This is a genomic window from Streptomyces sp. 7N604 (assembly GCF_052245475.1).
GTDB lineage: Bacteria > Actinomycetota > Actinomycetes > Streptomycetales > Streptomycetaceae > Streptomyces.
The window spans coordinates 1-16,159 of the sequence record NZ_JBQQBX010000045.1; the positions used below are offsets into that span (position 1 = coordinate 1).

At 71.1% G+C, this 16,159-nt stretch carries 16 protein-coding genes; 11 read left to right on the top strand and 5 right to left on the bottom strand.

Annotation, left to right across the window (positions count from 1 at the left end; genetic code table 11):
• On the top strand, positions 1-182 hold a 182-nt coding region (locus ACTWP8_RS34285; protein ID WP_443325995.1), incomplete at its 5' end, for a 2-oxo acid dehydrogenase subunit E2.
• 119 nt (positions 183-301) lie between these two features.
• Entirely contained in the window at positions 302-1,342 is a 1,041-nt protein-coding gene (locus ACTWP8_RS34290) for a helix-turn-helix transcriptional regulator (protein WP_443325996.1), read from the top strand.
• Between the two features lie 80 nt (positions 1,343-1,422).
• On the opposite strand, the gene ACTWP8_RS34295 is transcribed toward ACTWP8_RS34290, so the two are convergent.
• Positions 1,423-2,352 carry an SDR family oxidoreductase gene (locus ACTWP8_RS34295; protein WP_443325997.1) on the bottom strand — a complete coding sequence of 310 codons (930 nt, stop codon included), beginning with the start codon at positions 2,350-2,352 and terminating at the stop codon, positions 1,423-1,425.
• A gap of 212 nt (positions 2,353-2,564) precedes the next feature.
• Between ACTWP8_RS34295 and ACTWP8_RS34300 the strand changes: the two genes are divergently transcribed.
• On the top strand, positions 2,565-3,083 hold the full coding sequence (locus ACTWP8_RS34300; RefSeq protein WP_443326028.1) for a DUF4240 domain-containing protein: 519 nt from the start codon (positions 2,565-2,567) through the stop codon (positions 3,081-3,083).
• Positions 3,084-3,236: 153 nt separating this feature from the next.
• Here the strand turns inward: ACTWP8_RS34300 and ACTWP8_RS34305 are convergent, their stop codons facing one another.
• The gene (locus ACTWP8_RS34305; protein WP_443325998.1) at positions 3,237-3,785 is read right to left on the bottom strand and encodes a GNAT family N-acetyltransferase; all 549 of its coding nucleotides are present in this window, start codon (positions 3,783-3,785) and stop codon (positions 3,237-3,239) included.
• A 70-nt stretch (positions 3,786-3,855) separates the two neighbouring features.
• Here ACTWP8_RS34305 and ACTWP8_RS34310 point away from each other — a divergent pair, with 70 nt between their 5' ends.
• Positions 3,856-4,788, top strand: coding sequence for a TIGR01777 family oxidoreductase (locus ACTWP8_RS34310; RefSeq protein WP_443325999.1), 933 nt, complete (start codon positions 3,856-3,858; stop codon positions 4,786-4,788).
• A 143-nt stretch (positions 4,789-4,931) separates the two neighbouring features.
• Positions 4,932-6,272: an NAD(P)/FAD-dependent oxidoreductase gene (locus ACTWP8_RS34315; protein ID WP_443326000.1), complete on the top strand. Its 1,341-nt coding sequence runs from the start codon at positions 4,932-4,934 to the stop codon at positions 6,270-6,272.
• A gap of 33 nt (positions 6,273-6,305) precedes the next feature.
• Here ACTWP8_RS34315 and ACTWP8_RS34320 read toward each other — a convergent pair whose 3' ends face one another.
• Positions 6,306-7,790 carry a regulator gene (locus tag ACTWP8_RS34320; protein WP_443315809.1) on the bottom strand — a complete coding sequence of 495 codons (1,485 nt, stop codon included), beginning with the start codon at positions 7,788-7,790 and terminating at the stop codon, positions 6,306-6,308.
• A 282-nt stretch (positions 7,791-8,072) separates the two neighbouring features.
• Between ACTWP8_RS34320 and lipB the strand changes: the two genes are divergently transcribed.
• The 4 genes from lipB to ACTWP8_RS34340 all read left to right on the top strand — a co-directional run bounded on the left by lipB (position 8,073) and on the right by ACTWP8_RS34340 (position 11,082).
• Positions 8,073-8,912 (top strand): lipoyl(octanoyl) transferase LipB, encoded by an 840-nt coding sequence (gene lipB / locus ACTWP8_RS34325; RefSeq protein WP_443326001.1) that lies wholly within the window; start codon positions 8,073-8,075, stop codon positions 8,910-8,912.
• Positions 8,913-9,028: 116 nt separating this feature from the next.
• On the top strand, positions 9,029-9,994 hold the full coding sequence (gene lipA / locus ACTWP8_RS34330) for a lipoyl synthase (protein WP_443326002.1): 966 nt from the start codon (positions 9,029-9,031) through the stop codon (positions 9,992-9,994).
• 178 nt (positions 9,995-10,172) lie between these two features.
• Positions 10,173-10,382 (top strand): SCO2195 family GlnR-regulated protein, encoded by a 210-nt coding sequence (locus ACTWP8_RS34335; RefSeq protein WP_443315812.1) that lies wholly within the window; start codon positions 10,173-10,175, stop codon positions 10,380-10,382.
• Between the two features lie 10 nt (positions 10,383-10,392).
• A complete protein-coding gene (locus tag ACTWP8_RS34340; protein WP_443326003.1) occupies positions 10,393-11,082 on the top strand; it encodes a DUF4191 domain-containing protein in 690 nt (229 codons plus the stop codon).
• A gap of 107 nt (positions 11,083-11,189) precedes the next feature.
• Here ACTWP8_RS34340 and ACTWP8_RS34345 read toward each other — a convergent pair whose 3' ends face one another.
• A complete protein-coding gene (locus ACTWP8_RS34345; RefSeq protein ID WP_443326004.1) occupies positions 11,190-11,657 on the bottom strand; it encodes an RDD family protein in 468 nt (155 codons plus the stop codon).
• A 241-nt stretch (positions 11,658-11,898) separates the two neighbouring features.
• Between ACTWP8_RS34345 and glnA the strand changes: the two genes are divergently transcribed.
• Positions 11,899-13,308, top strand: coding sequence for a type I glutamate--ammonia ligase (gene glnA / locus ACTWP8_RS34350; RefSeq protein ID WP_443315815.1), 1,410 nt, complete (start codon positions 11,899-11,901; stop codon positions 13,306-13,308).
• Between the two features lie 545 nt (positions 13,309-13,853).
• Here the strand turns inward: glnA and ACTWP8_RS34355 are convergent.
• Complete coding sequence (locus ACTWP8_RS34355; protein WP_443315818.1) at positions 13,854-14,096, bottom strand: peptidoglycan-binding domain-containing protein; 243 nt, start codon at positions 14,094-14,096, stop codon at positions 13,854-13,856.
• Positions 14,097-14,505: 409 nt separating this feature from the next.
• Between ACTWP8_RS34355 and ACTWP8_RS34360 the strand changes: the two genes are divergently transcribed.
• Complete coding sequence (locus tag ACTWP8_RS34360) at positions 14,506-16,146, top strand: hypothetical protein (protein WP_443326005.1); 1,641 nt, start codon at positions 14,506-14,508, stop codon at positions 16,144-16,146.
• The last annotated feature ends 13 nt before the right edge of the window (positions 16,147-16,159 follow it).

Below are 16,159 nucleotides of genomic sequence, written 5' to 3' on the forward strand. Positions count from 1 at the left end.
TCAAGCGCCCGGTGGTCATCGACCACCCGGAGCTCGGCGAGACCATCGCCGTCCGCGACATGACGTACCTGTCGCTCTCCTACGACCACCGCCTGGTGGACGGCGCCGACGCCGCCCGCTACCTGGTGGCCGTCAAGGAGATCCTCGAGGCCGGTGAGTTCGAGGTCGACCTCGGCCTCTGAGTCGCCCTTCGGTACACACGGCCGCGCCCCCGCCCGGATCCTGGGTCGGGGGCGCGGCCGTTGTCGTACGGGCGGCCGTTGTCGTACCCGCTGTCGTACCCGCCCGTCATGATGGCTTCATGCGGGCGGCGCGGCTGATCAAGTTGGTGCTGCTGCTCCAGTCCCGGCCGTCCATGACGGCGGCCGAACTGGCGCGGCAGCTGGAGGTCTCGGAGCGTACGGTGGCGCGGGATGTGCTCGCGCTGTCGGAGGCTGGGGTTCCGGTGTACGCGGACCGGGGGCGGGCGGGCGGCTACCGGCTGATCGGCGGTTACCGCACCCGGCTGACGGGCCTCGGGCGTACGGAGGCGGAGGCGCTCTTCCTTTCGGGCGTGCCGTCGGCGCTGCGCGAGATGGGCCTGGCGGACGCGGGTTCGGCGGCGCGGCTGAAGGTGGCGGCCGCCCTGCTGCCGGAGCTGAGCGACGCACCGACCAGTGCTGCGCAGCGCTTCCATCTGGACGCGCCGGGCTGGTGGCAGGAGCCGGAGACCCCGGAGCTGCTGCCGGAGATCGCGGCGGCGGTGTGGGACGACCGTCCGCTCACGGTCCGCTATGTGCGCGGCGACGCGGAGGTGGAGCGGGAACTGGAGCCGTACGGGCTCGTGCTGAAGGCCGGGGTCTGGTATCTGGCGGCGCGGGTGCCCGGGGAGTTCGCCGGCGCCGGGGACTACCGCGTCTACCGCGTGGACCGGTTCGCGGCGGTCGCATCCGCCGCGGAGGGCAAAGCAGGCGCGGAGGTCCCGGCGGTTGCGGCGAGCACGGCCGGCCGGGAGCGGTTCGTACGGGACGAGTCCTTCGATCTGCCGGGCTTCTGGGCGGAGCGCGCGCAGCAGTTCGCGCGCTCCATCCTGCGGGAGAAGGTCGTGCTGCGGCTCTCGGAGTCCGGGGCGCGGCGGCTGCCGTATGTGACGGATCGTACGGCGGGGCGGGAGGCGGTGGCGGCCGCGGGCGAGCCCGACGCGGCGGGGTGGGTGCGGGTCACCCTGCCCGTCGAGTCGCTGGAGGTGGCGTTCAGCCAGCTGCTGACACTCGGGCCGGAGGCGGAAGTGCTGGAGCCGGCGGAGCTGCGCGAGCGGTTCGCGGAGGCGGCCGCCCGCGCGGCGGCGCTGTATCAGCAGTAGAAATGCTCCCGCCGCGGCGGCGAGAATCCCGACGACGCGGACCTGCGGTGCGGAACCGCCGCAACGCCCTCGGACAAGCGTCAGCGGTAGTCGGTGTCGTCGGCGTCCCTGCCCTCGATCTCGACCTCCTTGATGTACCGCCAGGCGTCGGGTCGGGTGCCGTCGGTGTCGGTGAACCCGTAGACCTGGGCGAGCTGCCCGCTGGAGAGCGACTGGCCGTTCCAGCGCGCCACGTCCGGGTCCGAGGCGAGCGCGGCGACGGCGCGGCCCACGTAGGTCGGGGACTCCGCGATGCAGAAGCTGCGGATGTGCTTCACGCCCTCGCGCCAGTTCTCCTCGGTGATGCCCATGCCGTCGAGCATCTGCTCCGAGCGCAGGAAACCGGGCGTGAGGGACACCGCGGTGCAGCCGGAGCCCTCCAGCTCCTTGCCGAGCCCGAAGGCCATCCGGATCGGGGCGTTCTTGGTGAGGTCGTAGAAGAGGTTCTCGCGGTAGTAGGTGCCGTTGTAGTCGGCTGTGCCGTCGGTCACCTCGATGACCAGCCCGCCGGGCCGCCTGATGAGCAGCGGCAGCGCGTAGTGGCTGGTGATGACGTGGGTCTTCACGCCGAGCTCCAGCATCCGCAGGCCCTTGTCCAGTTCGTACTGCCAGGCCTTGGTGTTCTCGCCGAACTCCAGCAGGTGCTCGCCGCCCCAGATGTCGTTGACGAGGACGTCGAGCCGCCCGTGGTCGCGGTCGATGCGCTCGACCAGGGCCCGTACCTGGTCCCGCTCGAGGTGATCGGTCGGCACCGCGATGCCCTCACCGCCCGCGGCCGTGATCAGCTCGGCGGTCTCCTCGATGGTCTCCGTCGCGCGGCCGACCTCGCTGACGCGGTCGCGGGTCGTACGGCCGGTGGCGTAGACCGTGGCCCCTGCCCGCCCGAGCTCCACGGCCATCGCCCGCCCCGCTCCCCTGGTGGCTCCCGCCACGAGGGCGACCTTGCCTGCCAGTGCGCGCTGTTCGCTCACGTGTGAGTCCTCTCGTTGTGCCGAGGTGTGGTTGCGTTCCGACCCTGCCACCCAAACCGGACACCTTCTGTCGTGATTGCGGGCGGGCGGCGGCGTGTGGTGCCGATGCGGCGGTGGTGCCGGATGCGGCGTGTGGTGCCGGATAACGACACAGCCGCATCCGGGCCGCTCCGGGTGCGGGGCGGCATGGCAGGGCCGATGCTGGTCGGGTGATGGACGAGACGGAGTTCTGGGAGATCATCGACAGCACCCGCGAGGCGGCCGAGGGCGACCCGGAGGAGCAGGCGGACCTGGTCGTGGACCGCCTGGTGCAACTCGACCCGGACGCCGTGCTCGACTTCGCCCGTCACTTCGAGGCCCGCTTCAACCGCGCCTACCACTGGGACGTATGGGGCGCGGCCTGGGTGCTTCTGGGCGGCGCGAGCGACGACGCCTTCGACAACTTCCGCTGCTGGCTGATCGGTCAGGGCCGGGAGGTCTACGAGGGCGCGGTGCACGATCCGGACGCACTGGCCGACCTGCTCGACGACTTCGACGAGGAGGTCGACGGGGACGCGGAGGAGCTGGGGTACGCGGCGGACGAGGCGTACGAGCAGCTCACCGGGCTCGAGACACCGGACCTGGGGCTGCCGCGGCCGCCGCGCGAGCCGGAGGGCGCGGCGCTGGACTTCGAGGACGACCGGGCGCTGGCCGAACGGTTCCCCAAGCTGTGGGACGCGTTCCGGCCCTGAGCGGGCAGCTCGCCGCTCGGGCCCGCCACACCACCGCGGGTGACGCCGCCGCTGGTGCGCCGGCGGCCCGCGGGCGGCCGGCGCGCGCAGGGCACCCACACCCGTCGCGGCCGGCGGAGCGCGGTCCCCACACCACCGCGGATGCGGGGAAGGTCAGCCCGACAGGCTGCGGCCCATGAGCACGTCGTCCACGTACTTCCCCTCGAGCAGGAACTCCCCCGGCAGCACGCCCTCCACCGCGAAGCCCGCCGACTCGTACAGCCGCCGGGCCGGGGTGTTGTGCCCGAGCACCCGCAGCGTGATCCGGCTCGCGCCCTGCCGCCTGGCCTCCTCGCACGCGGCGTCGAGCAGTGCCCTCGCGATGCCGCGCCCGCGCGCCCAGATGTCCACCGCGAGCCCCTGGATCTGCCGGACGTGCGCGTTGGCGGGCAGCGTGGTGGGGGTCACGAGCCGGACGTAGCCCGCGATCCGCCGGCTCCCGCCGGGAGAAGCCCCCGCCCCGTACTCGGCGTACTCGGCGTACTCGGCGACCAGGTACTGGGAGGGCGGGTGCGTCGCCTCGAAGAACGGGTCGCCCTCCGGGGGCGGGCCCGGCAGTACGGCGTGCAGGGTCGACCAGGTGCGGCGGTCCAGCTCGGCGAGCGCGGCGTCGTCGGCGCGCACGGCACCGCGTATGACGGGACGTATGTGCGAGGCAGACATGGGTGACACTCTGCCACCCGGCCGTGCTTCGGCGGGATTGCGGAGCCTGGCCGGACGGGATCCGGGCAGGATGTCTGCCATGCGAATTGCGATCACCGGCTCGGCCGGGCTCATCGGCACAGCTCTCGTACGGTCCCTGCGCGATGGGGGCCCCTCCCAGGCCGAAGGCTCTGGTGGAGGGCACGAGGTGGTCCGTCTGGTGCGGCGGCAGCCGCGGGCGGCGGACGAGGTCGCGTGGGATCCGGTGCGGCAGCACGTCGACGCGGCAGGGATCGCGGGCTGCGAGGCGGTGGTGCACCTGGCGGCCGCCGGGGTCGGCGACCGTTACTGGACCCCGGCGTACCGCAAGGAGGTCTGGGACAGCCGGGTGCTGGGTACGGCCGCGATCGCCGAGGCCGTCGCCTCGCTGGACCCCCCGCCCAGGGTGCTGGTCAGCGCCAGCGGGGTCGGGTTCTACGGCGACACAGGTGACCGGCTGACCGACGAGAGCGCGCCACCCGGCGACGGCTTCATGGCGGATCTCTGCCAGGCGTGGGAGGAGGCGGCGGCACCGGCCCAAGAGGCGGGCGTCCGGACCGTGTTCACCCGCAGCGCGCCCGTCGTCGCCAGCAAGGGCGGGGCCTGGGGGCGGCGGCTCTTCCCGATCTTCAAGCTCGGCCTGGGCGGCCGGCTCGGCGACGGGCGCCAGTACTGGAGCCTCATCGCACTGGACGATGAAGTCGCTGCGATCCGGCACATCCTGGACACCGAGGAGCTGTCGGGGCCGGTCAACTGCACCATTCCGGAACAGCTCACCAACCGCGAAGTGACGGCGGTGATGGGGCGGGTGCTGCACCGGCCGACCGCGTTCGCCGTGCCGGCGCCCGTACTGCGGTTCACCTTGCGCGAGTTCGCCGATGACATTCTCGCCGGCAAGCGGGTGGTGCCCGCGAAGCTGCTGAAGACCGGCTTCTCCTTTGCGTATCCGACGGTCGAGAGCGCGCTGCGGGCCGCGCTGCGCTGAGGGCCTTAGGACACCCGGGTTCGACCGGATTCCTCGCACGCCAGTCCGGAACGCGGGCATTCCCCACGGCTGCCCCGGGCATGACGTTCCCAGCAACCCGCGGAGCCGCCCTGCGCGGGACACAGCCGACCTCAGGAGGGGACGTGCTCAGCAGCCCTGCACGGCACGAGACAGACCGGACGGACGTCATCGTCGTGGGCGCGGGGGTGGCGGGGCTCGCCGCGGCCCGCCGGCTGGCCGACGCCGGAGTAAGCGCCAGCGTCCTGGAGGCGGCCCCTTACATCGGGGGGCGGATGGCCACCGACAGGGTGGACGGCTTCCGCCTCGACCGCACCGCGCAGCTGCTCACCTCGTATCCGGAGCTGCGCCGTACGCCCGGACTGGACGGCCTGGACGGCCTGGACCTGCGGCCGCTCTCCCAGGGGGTGTTGGTGCACCTGGGCGGGCGCAGCCAGCGGTACGCCGAGGCGCGTACCGCCAGGGGCCCGCTGACCGCCGCGCGCGTCCTCGCCTCGGCCGCCCGGTCTCCTCTGGGCGGGGCGCTCGACCAGGCGCGCGCCTCGGCCCTGCTCAACCGGCTGGCCGCAATGCCCGCCGACCGCCTGCTCGCCCGCACCGAGCTGCCCACCGCGGACGCGCTCGCCGCGCGCGGCCTGCCGTCCCGTACGGTCGACGGCTTCCTGCGGCCGCTGCTGACGGCGCTGCTCAGCGACCCGGAACTCACCACGTCCAGCCGCTGCGCCGACCTGGCGCTGCGCACCTTCGCCCGCGGCCGGCTCTGTATCCCCGCGGGCGGCGCCTCGGCCGTGCCCGAGCTGCTGGCGGCCGCTCTGCCGCCGGGCACCGTACGGACCGGGGTCCGCGCGGTGTCGGCCTCCACCACCTCCGTGGAGACCGCCGAGCACGGCCAACTCCCGTGCCGCGCCGTGGTGGTGGCCACGGGCGCGCGGACGGCTGCCGGACTCCTGCCGGGGCTGCGGCTGCCGCGCTTCCACCCGGTGACCGTGCTGCACCACACCGCGGACGCGGCGCCGCTGGCCGAGCCGGTGCTCGTGCTGGATGCGGACCGCCGTGGCCCGGTCTCGTATACGGCCGTCATCAGCGAGGCCGACCCGTCCCGGACCCCGCCCGGCCGGGTCCTCATCACCTCGGTGGTCCTCGGCGCAGCAGCCCGCGAGCCGTTGCACACCCTCGACAAGGCGGCCCGCGCGCAGCTCGGCGAGCTGTACGGCACGCAGGCGGACGGCTGGCAGCTGCTGGCCGCCCACCACGATCCGGAGGCGGTCCCCGCGATGCGGGCGCCGCACGACCTGCGGCGTCCTGTACGGGTGGTGGGGGGCCTGTACGTGTGCGGGGACCACCGCGACACGAGCACGGTGCAGGGCGCGCTCGTATCCGGCCGCCGCGCGGCCGACGCGGCCCTCCGCGACTTCGGCCTCGGAGCCGCCGGCGCCCCGGCGGAACTCCGCGCCGCGGCGGCCTGACGGCCCAGGCCGCTTGGTCAGTTGAGCGCGTGGTCAGTTGAGCGCGGCCAGCCGTTCCCGGAACGCCCGCACCGGCGCCGCGTCCTTGTACGGCTCGAGCCGCCGCTCGAAGTCGCGCACGTACTCAACGGCCCGGGCCGACCGCATCTCCGCCGCCTGCACCGCCGCCTCGGCCCCCACCGCGCACGCCTGGTCCAGCTCGCCGAGCCCGAGCCGGGCCGAGGCGAGGACCACGCGGCAGAACAGCCGGCTCCTGGCGTAGCCCGCGCCGCGCAGCTGGAGCGAGCGCTCCGCGTGCTGGGCGGCGGCCCTGTACTGCTGGAGATCGCGGTAGCAGTGGCCGAACTCGTCGGCGAGCTGTGCCTCGTCGAAGAAGCGCGCCCAGTACGGCACATCGTCGCCCGGCCTGGCCGCCTCCAAGAAGCGCTCGGCCCGCGCCAGCGACGCCGTGCAGGCGCGCACCTCGCCCAGCACGCCGTGCGCGCGCGCCTCCACGGCGTGCAGCAGCGCCTGCACAGCCGGCGCTCCCCCGCCGCCGACGCCCTGCTGAGCGACGCGCGCGAGCTGCACCGCCTCCCGCCCGTGCCCGAGATACACCGCCTGCCGGGCCATGGTCACCAGCACATAGCTGCCGTACGGCCGGTCGCCCGCCGCCTGCGAGAGCCGCAGGGCCTGGACGAAGTAGCGCTGCGCGAGCCCGTGCGCCGCGATGTCGTAGGAGGTCCAGCCCGCCAGCCGGGTCAGGTCCGCGACCGCGCCGAACAGCCGCCGCCCGGTGGTCTCCCCGTACGACCCGCGCAGCATCGGCTCGGCCTCGTGCTCCAGGTACCGCACCAGGGCCTGCCGGGCGTGCCCACCCCCGTATGCGTGGTCGAGCGTGCGGAACAGCTCCCCGACCGAGCGCAGGGCCGCGATGTCGCCGGCCGTGACCCGCTGGCCCGGCCGGCCGGGCTCGGCGGCGGACTGCCGCTGCCTGGGGACCGCCGCCCGCATCGGCGCGGGCCCCCGGCCGGGACGCCCGGCTGCCGCCGGGGCGCCGGGCGCGGGCGGCAGGGGCTCCGGAGCCCGGGCGACCCGGTCGTCGGGGCGGCCGATCAGCCAGTCCCGGCTGGGCACCACGAGACCGGCCGGGGTGAACGCGATCTTGCGCAGCTCGGAGTGGCTGCCGGAGTCCTTGCGCCACAGACCGCTGACGATGTCCACCGCCTCGGCGGGCGAGGCGGCGAACTCGAGCCCCGCGTAGACGGGGCCGCAGGCGTCGAGCCCGAGGTCCTGCGCGGACAGCCGGCGCCCCAGGCGCCGCGAGAACACCTCGGCGATCAGCGCGGGCGTCGTGCCGCGCGGCTGCTGCCCGCGCAGCCAGCGGGTCACCGAGGTCTTGTCGTAGCGCAGGTCGAGTCCGTGCTCGAGGCCGAGCTGGTCGACTCTGCGGGCGAGCCCGGCGTTGGAGAACCCGGCTTCTGCAATGAGCGCGGCGAGCTGACGGTTGGGGGTGCGCTGCTGGGGTCGATCCGTCATCGGCTGTGCGGTCTCCTGACTTCCGGGCCCGGGCGCCCTCGTGGAACGGCGCGAATGTAGCGGCCCCCGGACCTGCTGCAGCGCCCCATGTCGTTCATTCATCCGATCGTGTGAGCAGGCGTTTGAGCGGCGGACCGAGGCTTTCCGCGGGCCTGCACGGGCTCCGCGAGCCCGGGCTCTGCGCGGGCCCCGTGCCACAGCCGCCTGGGGCCCCGCGCGGGGGCGGTCGTACAGTGGCATGGGCGCGTTCGGCGCCCGGGAGAGGCCGGAAGAGGAGCTGCCGTGAGTGAGCCGCGCGAGCTGCGCTTTGTCCACCTGGGCTTCGGGGCGGAGGCCGTCGAGTACCAGGAGGCGTGGCAGGAGCAGCGCCGGGTGCACGCGGCCCGGTTCGCGGACGAGATCCCCGACACCTGCCTGCTGCTCGAGCACCCACCGGTCTACACGGCGGGCCGTCGTACGGCGGACAGCGAGCGCCCGCTGGACGGGACGCCGGTCATCGACGTGGACCGCGGCGGGAAGATCACCTGGCACGGCCCCGGCCAGCTCGTCGGCTACCCGATCCTGAAGCTGCCGCGCCCGGTGGACGTCGTGGCGCACGTCCGCCGCCTGGAGGAGGCGCTGATCCTCACCTGCGCCGAGTTCGGTCTGGAGAGCACCCGGATCGAGGGGCGCAGCGGGGTCTGGGTGCTCGGCGATCCGGTCGAGCAGCGGTCGGCGCATGGAGAGGCTGCGCGCAGCGCTTCCGCTGAGGGTGGTGGCGGGCGACGGGCGGGCCTGTCGCTGGACTTCGACCCGCGGCTGGAGGACGAGGAGTTCGACGCCCGGCTGAACGGTCCCGAGTACGCGCCGTCCAACGCCGGGCAGCGCCGCGAGGACCGCAAGCTGGCCGCCATCGGCATCCGCGTCGCCAAGGGCGTGACCATGCACGGCTTCGCACTGAACTGCGACCCCGACAACACCTGGTTCGACCGGATCGTGCCGTGCGGCATCCGCGACGCCGGGGTGACCTCGCTCTCCAATGAGCTCGGCCGCCGGGTCCCGGTGGACGAGGTCCTGCCGGTGGCCGAGAAGCACCTCCGGGGCGTCCTGGAGGCGGCGGAGCCGCTGCCCCGCGCCGTCTAGCGGCCCAGCCGGGAATGCGGCCCTTCAGCCGCGGGTTGCCAGGGGCGTAAAGACGTACGAATAGCGGGCGTACCCTGGTGTTCGCCCGAAGAATCAAAAGTCGTAGGGAGCCGGACGTGTCCGCTGTCGCACCCGACGGACGCAAGATGCTGCGCCTGGAGGTCCGGAACAGCCAGACCCCCATCGAGCGCAAGCCCGAGTGGATCAAGACCCGGGCGAAGATGGGCCCCGAGTACACCGAGCTGCACAGCCTGGTGAAGCGTGAGGGCCTGCACACCGTCTGTCAGGAGGCGGGCTGCCCCAACATCTACGAATGCTGGGAGGACCGGGAGGCCACCTTCCTCATCGGCGGCGACCAGTGCACCCGGCGCTGCGACTTCTGCCAGATCGACACCGGCAAGCCGCAGGCGCTCGACCGGGACGAGCCGCGCCGCGTGGGCGAGTCCGTGGTCACGATGGACCTGAACTACGCCACGATCACCGGCGTCGCGCGCGACGACCTGGAGGACGGCGGCGCCTGGCTGTACGCGGAGACCGTGCGGCAGATCCACGCGATGACGGCGGAGCGCGAAGCGGGCCGTACGAAGGTCGAGTTGCTGATTCCGGACTTCAACGCCGTCCCTGAGCAGCTGGCCGAGGTCTTCTCCGCCCGCCCCGAGGTGCTCGCGCACAACGTCGAGACCGTGCCGCGGATCTTCAAGCGGATCCGCCCCGCCTTCCGCTACGAGCGCTCGCTCGAGGTGATCACCAAGGCCCGCGAGGACGGTCTGGTCACCAAGTCCAACCTGATCCTGGGCATGGGCGAGGAGCGCGAGGAGATCAGCCAGGCGCTGCAGGACCTGTACGACGCGGGCTGCGAGCTGATCACCATCACCCAGTACCTGCGTCCGTCCGTCCGGCACCACCCGGTCGAGCGCTGGGTGAAGCCGCAGGAGTTCGTGGAGCTGAAGGAGGAGGCCGAGGAGATCGGCTTCTCGGGTGTGATGTCCGGGCCGCTGGTCCGCTCCTCGTACCGGGCGGGCCGCCTGTTCCAGCAGGCGATGGAGCGCCGCGACGCCACGGTCGCCGCGCAGTCGGTCTGACCGCGGTCCCGGGTGGAGCGGAAGCGCGGCGTCGCTCATACGGACGGCGCCAAGGTGTGGCCCGCTCCCGTATGGGTTTCATTGGTGTTTGACCGACCGGTCACGCACTGGTAACACCCATCAGTGAATCTGGTGGGAGCCGCTTCCCACCCCACCGCTTACGAGGGGGACTGACGCCATGCAGGCCGCGCCCGTACGCGCCACCGCCATCCCGTCCTTCACCGACACACTCCGCGCCGTCGAGTCCGTGCTGATGCGCGGCGGCCAGCGCACTGCACGCCAGAACGCCTGGACCGCGGTGCTGGAGGACCGGCGCCGCGCGAAGGACCGGCGGGAGGCGCAGCACGTACTGGAGGCCGTGGCCACCCGGGCTCCGCAGGCCACGTAGACTCTGGGGCATGGCGAGGCAGGAAACTTCCGAAAACCCGGGGCGGCTCAAGCAGATTGCCCTGACCTACCAGATGACCAAGCGGGTCGACTCCAAGGTCGGCCTTGTCGTCGCGGCTGTGGGAATCGTCACCTTCGGTGTTCTCCTCGCGATCGGCTTTCTGATCGGGCACCCGGTCTACCTGGCCATCCTGGGCTTCCTGCTGGCCTTCCTCGCGATGGCGATCGTCTTCGGCCGCCGGGCCGAGCGGGCGGCTTTCGGTCAGATGGAGGGCCAGCCCGGCGCGGCGGCCGCGGTGCTGGAGAACCTGAAGCGCGGCTGGACCGTCACCCCGGCGGTGGCGATGAACCGCAACCAGGACGTCGTTCACCGCGCCGTGGGCAAGGCGGGCATCGTGCTCGTGGCCGAGGGCAACCCGAACCGGCTGAAGGGCCTGCTGGCGTCCGAGAAGAAGAAGATGGCGCGCGTCGTCGTGGACGTGCCGGTGCACGATGTGATCGTGGGCAACGGCGAGGGCCAGGTGGAGCTGAAGAAGCTGCGCACCACGCTGCTGAAGCTGCCGCGGGTGCTCCCCGGCCCCCAGGTGACCACGGTCAACGACCGGCTGCGCGCCCTGGGCGACCTGATGAGCAACATGCCGCTGCCGAAGGGGCCGATGCCGAAGGGCATGCGGATGCCCCGCGGCGGCCGGATGCGGTGACGCTGCGCTGAGCGAGATCGCGAAAAACTCGCCAGGGCGGCCCGGAACTTGGTTCCGGGCCGCCCTGGCGAGTTTTGGGAGTGGATGAGTTTGGGGACTGGATGTCCTTACATCCGCACCTGCACGGCGCGGGCCAGCCGGTCGTGCAGGCCGCGGCCGTCGCGGTCCCAGATCAGGGCCGGGACGCCGAGGGCCAGCAGCACCGAGCGGATCAGGACGTACCGCAGCGGGAGCCGCGCACCGCTCATGGAGATCACCCGGAGGCCGAGGAGCCGCTTGCCCGGCGTGCTCCCGATGCTGCCCACGGTGAGCACGCTCAGCACGAGGAAGATCAGCAGTGCCCAGTTGCCCGCGGCCTGGGTGTCGCCGCGGGCGAGGAGCCCGTACGCGATGACGCCGCACAGCGCCCAGTCGATGAAGAGGGCTCCGAAGCGCCGTCCGAGGGGCGCGATCGAGCCCGGCCCCTCCTCCGGCAGCCCGAGCCGCTTGCCCCGGTACCCGAAGTCGACGCCCATGTCCTCGGCGGCCGCGCGGGGCCCGGAGAGCCACGATCCGATTGCTTGCCTGTTGTCCACCCGACCACGGTACTGGGACCGCATACGGTCGCCCGCGCGCGGGGCATCACCCCAAACCGGCCTGCTGGGTGTTTTATGGGGGGTACGGACGGGTGCCGAGCAGGCGGCCGGTTAACCTCGGCGAAACAAATGGGTCATGCTCGGGAAATCCCGGAAACCTATGGTCGGGGCCAGTGTGCCACCGCACTGGCCACTCGACTGAGACAATCCCGCCCTCCGGCGGCGGGCTAGGAGGAGTTGGATGTTCCAGAACGCCGACGACGCGAAGAAGTTCATCGCGGACGAGGACGTCAAGTTCGTAGACGTCCGGTTCTGCGACCTGCCCGGCATCATGCAGCACTTCACGGTGCCGGTGGAGGCGTTCGACCCGGCCGAGCAGCTGATGTTCGACGGCTCGTCGATCCGCGGGTTCCAGGCCATCCACGAGTCCGACATGGCGCTCCGCGCGGACCTCTCGACGGCGCGCGTCGACCCGTTCCGCCGGGACAAGACTCTCAACATCAACTTCTTCATCCACGACCCGATCACGGGCGAGCAGTACAGCCGTGACCCGCGGAACATCGCCAAGAAGGCCGAGGCCTACCTCGCCTCCACCGGCATCGCGGACACCGCGTACTTCGGCCCCGAGGCCGAGTTCTACGTCTTCGACAGCGTGCGCTTCGAGACCAAGTCGAACGAGGCCTTCTACCACATCGACTCCGAGGCGGGCGCCTGGAACACCGGCGCGATCGAGGACAACCGGGGTTACAAGGTCCGCTACAAGGGCGGCTACTTCCCCACCCCGCCGGTCGACCACTTCGCCGACCTGCGCGCCGAGATCACCCTGGAGCTGAACAAGGCCGGCCTGCAGGTCGAGCGCCAGCACCACGAGGTCGGCACCGCTGGTCAGGCCGAGATCAACTACAAGTTCAACACGCTGCTCGCCGCGGCCGACGACCTGCAGCTCTTCAAGTACATCGTGAAGAACGTCGCCTGGAAGAACGGCAAGACGGCGACCTTCATGCCGAAGCCGATCTTCGGTGACAACGGCTCCGGCATGCACGTCCACCAGTCGCTGTGGCTGGGCGGCGACCCGCTCTTCTACGACGAGCAGGGCTACGCGGGCCTCTCGGACACCGCCCGCTACTACATCGGCGGCATCCTCAAGCACGCCCCGTCGCTGCTGGCCTTCACGAACCCGACGGTGAACTCGTACCACCGCCTGGTCCCCGGCTTCGAGGCCCCGGTCAACCTGGTGTACTCGCAGCGTAATCGCTCGGCCGCGATGCGTATCCCGATCACGGGCTCCAACCCGAAGGCCAAGCGCGTCGAGTTCCGGGCCCCGGACTCCTCCGGCAACCCGTACCTGTCCTTCTCGGCCCTGATGCTGGCCGGCCTGGACGGCATCAAGAACAAGATCGAGCCGGCCGAGCCGATCGACAAGGACCTCTACGAGCTCGCCCCCGAGGAGCACGCGGGCGTCCCGCAGGTCCCGACCTCCCTCCCGGCGGTGCTCGACTCCCTCGAGGAGGACCACGAGTTCCTGCTCCAGGGCGGCGTCTTCACCCCCGACCTGATCGAGACCTGGATCGACTACAAGCGCACGAACGAGATCGCGCCGCTGCAGCTCCGGCCGCACCCGCACGAGTTCGAGCTGTACTTCGACGTCTAAGAACGTCGCAGGTCAGAGCGGGTTTCCGCTCTCCTGGGCCGTCTGTGGGCCGTCGGCCGTGTCCTTCCTCTCGGGAGGCACGGCCGACGGCCGTTTCCGTGGGCAGCCCTTAGGTGCGACCGACGCTGCTCCGTCGCCGTCGTCCTGCATGTCCGCGCCGAATGCGGCGTCTACGGCCTTCCGAGCGCGGTCCTTGAAGCCCGGCTCGGCGAGACCGAGGTACTCGGCAAGGGCCAGCCGCACTACTACCCGCCGGTGCTGCTGGACGCGAGGGAGGGCCTTCCGCTCGCGCGTGTAGTTACGGAGCCAGCGCGGCGGGGGTTGCGGACGATGATTTCGTCATCCACGGCCGCGCCGGACACGGCGGAGACGTTCGCGAAGATGGTGCGTTGGTAGGACGCTGCGATCCCTGAGTCTTTGAGGGCATGCGCCCACGTGCGTATGTGTCCGGGCTGAAATGCGCTCATCGAGCGAGAGCCGATGTACGGCGGTCGGTTCCGTCCAGCGCCACGTAGCGGGCTCGATAGCAGAATCCGTGGCCATGCTCAATCGATGGTAACCGGGCCGGGCACGGCACCCTTGAATCCGATGGCCGCCCAAGTGATTGGCCCGACGATCCCATCGGGGACGAGCCCGTGCTTCCTCTGGAACTGCATGACCGCGTTCTCCGTGTGGGCGTCAAAGCGACCACTGGCAGGACACTCGAAGCCTCTTTTGGTCAGCGCGTTCTGAAGTCTCGCCACAATTTGTCCCTGATTTATGTCTCCAGGCCGCTTACTGATGGTCATCGCGCCCCCTCAAGGTGAATCGATGCCGGCTGACTCGCTCCCGCCGAGAAACGGGGAGACTTGACGACGGCGATCGCATAGACCGCTTCGTCCAGGTGTCCTCTAGGGGTTTTCAGCGGGGAAGTCCCGTCACCAGTATTTTCTCACGGGGGTGCTCGAAGCGCGCGACAGTGAGCACTTAGCATCCGCTCAGCCGACTTCTTGGTCTTCAAGTAATCGGCCGGGTCGGTGACCTGCGGGGACCGTGAGCAGGTATGCGTCACATGTTCGCTCCGCTGCCGGGAGGCAGACGGCGCCCGGCGGTTGGGGCCAGACCGGTCGTGGTGATGCAATGACTCAAGGCCCTTGTGCGACCCAGTACGGCGGCCTTCCAGTGATTGCTCAGCGCGGCTTGGATGAGGAGGTACTGGTGACGGCACAGGATGTCAACGATGTCGAGCAGGCGTTCATCCGGTCTGTGCAGGCCGAGGACATCGCGGGAGTGCACCAGCTCCTTCCCGACATGTGGGTCTACCAGCCCATCGTGATGCGCGGACCCGATCAGGTCCAGCATGACGCGGTCGTCTGGAAGGACGGCGACCACCGCTTCCTGCGCACGTACACCTCCAAGCAGCGCGCGACCGAGTTTCTGGCCGGCCACTCCGCGAACGCAGCACCCAACTACGTGTCGGCCACGCGCTTTACGCACCTGATGCGGGATTGGCCGACGCTGTCCGGGATCGTGATCAACCCGGGCAGCGACTCCGAGTTCCGGCTCGCGCCCGGCGACTTCACCACGGTCACCGGCCCGCGCTGGGCGGCGTTATCGTACGGCGACGACGGCGTGCCGCTACTGCGGCGACTGTCGTCGCGCATTGCCCAGGTGGACTGGTACATCACGATGCACGATGACGTGCCCTTCACCGTCTATGTGGTCGTCGCCAAGGTCCACGCAGACAACGGTCGCCCCGTGTACGACTTCCTGTCCCGCAAGAGCGAGATGCTGGCCGAAGAGCTGGCGCGAGACCTGGGTCCACAGCCGGATGGCCTGCGGTTCGTCCCGCGGTTCGAGGCCGCGCGATTCGTCGGTGTCGGGGTGAACGCGACCGTCGAGGCCGCACCCGGCGCCGACGAGGGCTCTGTGCAGTCCCGTACACAGCGTGCCCTCTACGAGCTCCTCAACCCGATCGCCGACGGGCGCGACGGGGCGGGATGGCCACTCGGCCGGACCGTTGACCGCGCCGTAGTGCGTGAAGCTCTGTCCAACGTTACCGGCGTCGCTGACGTCAGCGAGCTCCGCATGCATGCGTTCGATCCGGCGACCAACGAACGACGCGAGGATGTCGACGAGGTCGAGCTTGCGGTCGACACCACCGTGATCTCGCTCGACCACAACGTCGTCGTGACGCCGGCCGAACCACTGCCACCCGCTGCGGAGCCCGCGAGCGCCGAAGTCCAGCCGGTGTCTGCCCCAGCCAATTACCGGGCCCGGCAGGCGTCGATCGCCGTCGGTGTCGCGGTGATCCCTGTCGTGCTCGGCACGATTCTGCAGATCACCGACAAAGCCAGCGCCCCCGTCTGGGCCGTCGTGGTCCTGATCGTGTTCACCGGAGTGGCCACGCTGATCGCCACCGTGCGAACGGCTCGGGCCGACGACGGCTCATCGACGACGAGCGGCGAGCGAGCCCCGGGAAAGCTCGAGGTCAACGACGTCAAGCTGGAACGGGTGGCGGTCGGCCTCATACGGGCTGACTTCCGGGTGACCAACACCGGCGGTTCGACGGTGTCCATTCACGCCGTCGAGTTCGAGTCCGTCGCAGTGGAGTTCGACCTTTTCGTCTTGGGCGTACAGGAGGTGTCGGCCGTGTACGACGTCGACATCACGCCCCTGCAGGCACCGGGTGCCTCGGTCAGCTGCGACATCGCGCAGCAGATCGCCCCCGGCGAGGTTGACAGGTTCGTCATTCAGCTCAAGTCGACCATCCCGCACACGTTCCGCCGGTTCGCCATACGGCCGATCCTGATGACGAACTTCGGGCCGGTGTCCGGACCACTGCTCGAACTCGCTTAGCCTGGTCGACCGA

Coding starts and splice junctions, on each gene's coding strand:
- ACTWP8_RS34290 (WP_443325996.1), top strand. CDS start 302: ATGCGGGCGGCGCGGCTGATCAAGTTGGTGCTGCTGCTCCAGTCCCGG.
- ACTWP8_RS34300 (WP_443326028.1), top strand. CDS start 2,565: ATGGACGAGACGGAGTTCTGGGAGATCATCGACAGCACCCGCGAGGCG.
- ACTWP8_RS34305 (WP_443325998.1), bottom strand. CDS start 3,785: ATGTCTGCCTCGCACATACGTCCCGTCATACGCGGTGCCGTGCGCGCC.
- ACTWP8_RS34310 (WP_443325999.1), top strand. CDS start 3,856: ATGTCTGCCATGCGAATTGCGATCACCGGCTCGGCCGGGCTCATCGGC.
- ACTWP8_RS34320 (WP_443315809.1), bottom strand. CDS start 7,790: ATGACGGATCGACCCCAGCAGCGCACCCCCAACCGTCAGCTCGCCGCG.
- ACTWP8_RS34335 (WP_443315812.1), top strand. CDS start 10,173: ATGCAGGCCGCGCCCGTACGCGCCACCGCCATCCCGTCCTTCACCGAC.
- ACTWP8_RS34340 (WP_443326003.1), top strand. CDS start 10,393: ATGGCGAGGCAGGAAACTTCCGAAAACCCGGGGCGGCTCAAGCAGATT.
- glnA (WP_443315815.1), top strand. CDS start 11,899: ATGTTCCAGAACGCCGACGACGCGAAGAAGTTCATCGCGGACGAGGAC.
- ACTWP8_RS34355 (WP_443315818.1), bottom strand. CDS start 14,096: ATGACCATCAGTAAGCGGCCTGGAGACATAAATCAGGGACAAATTGTG.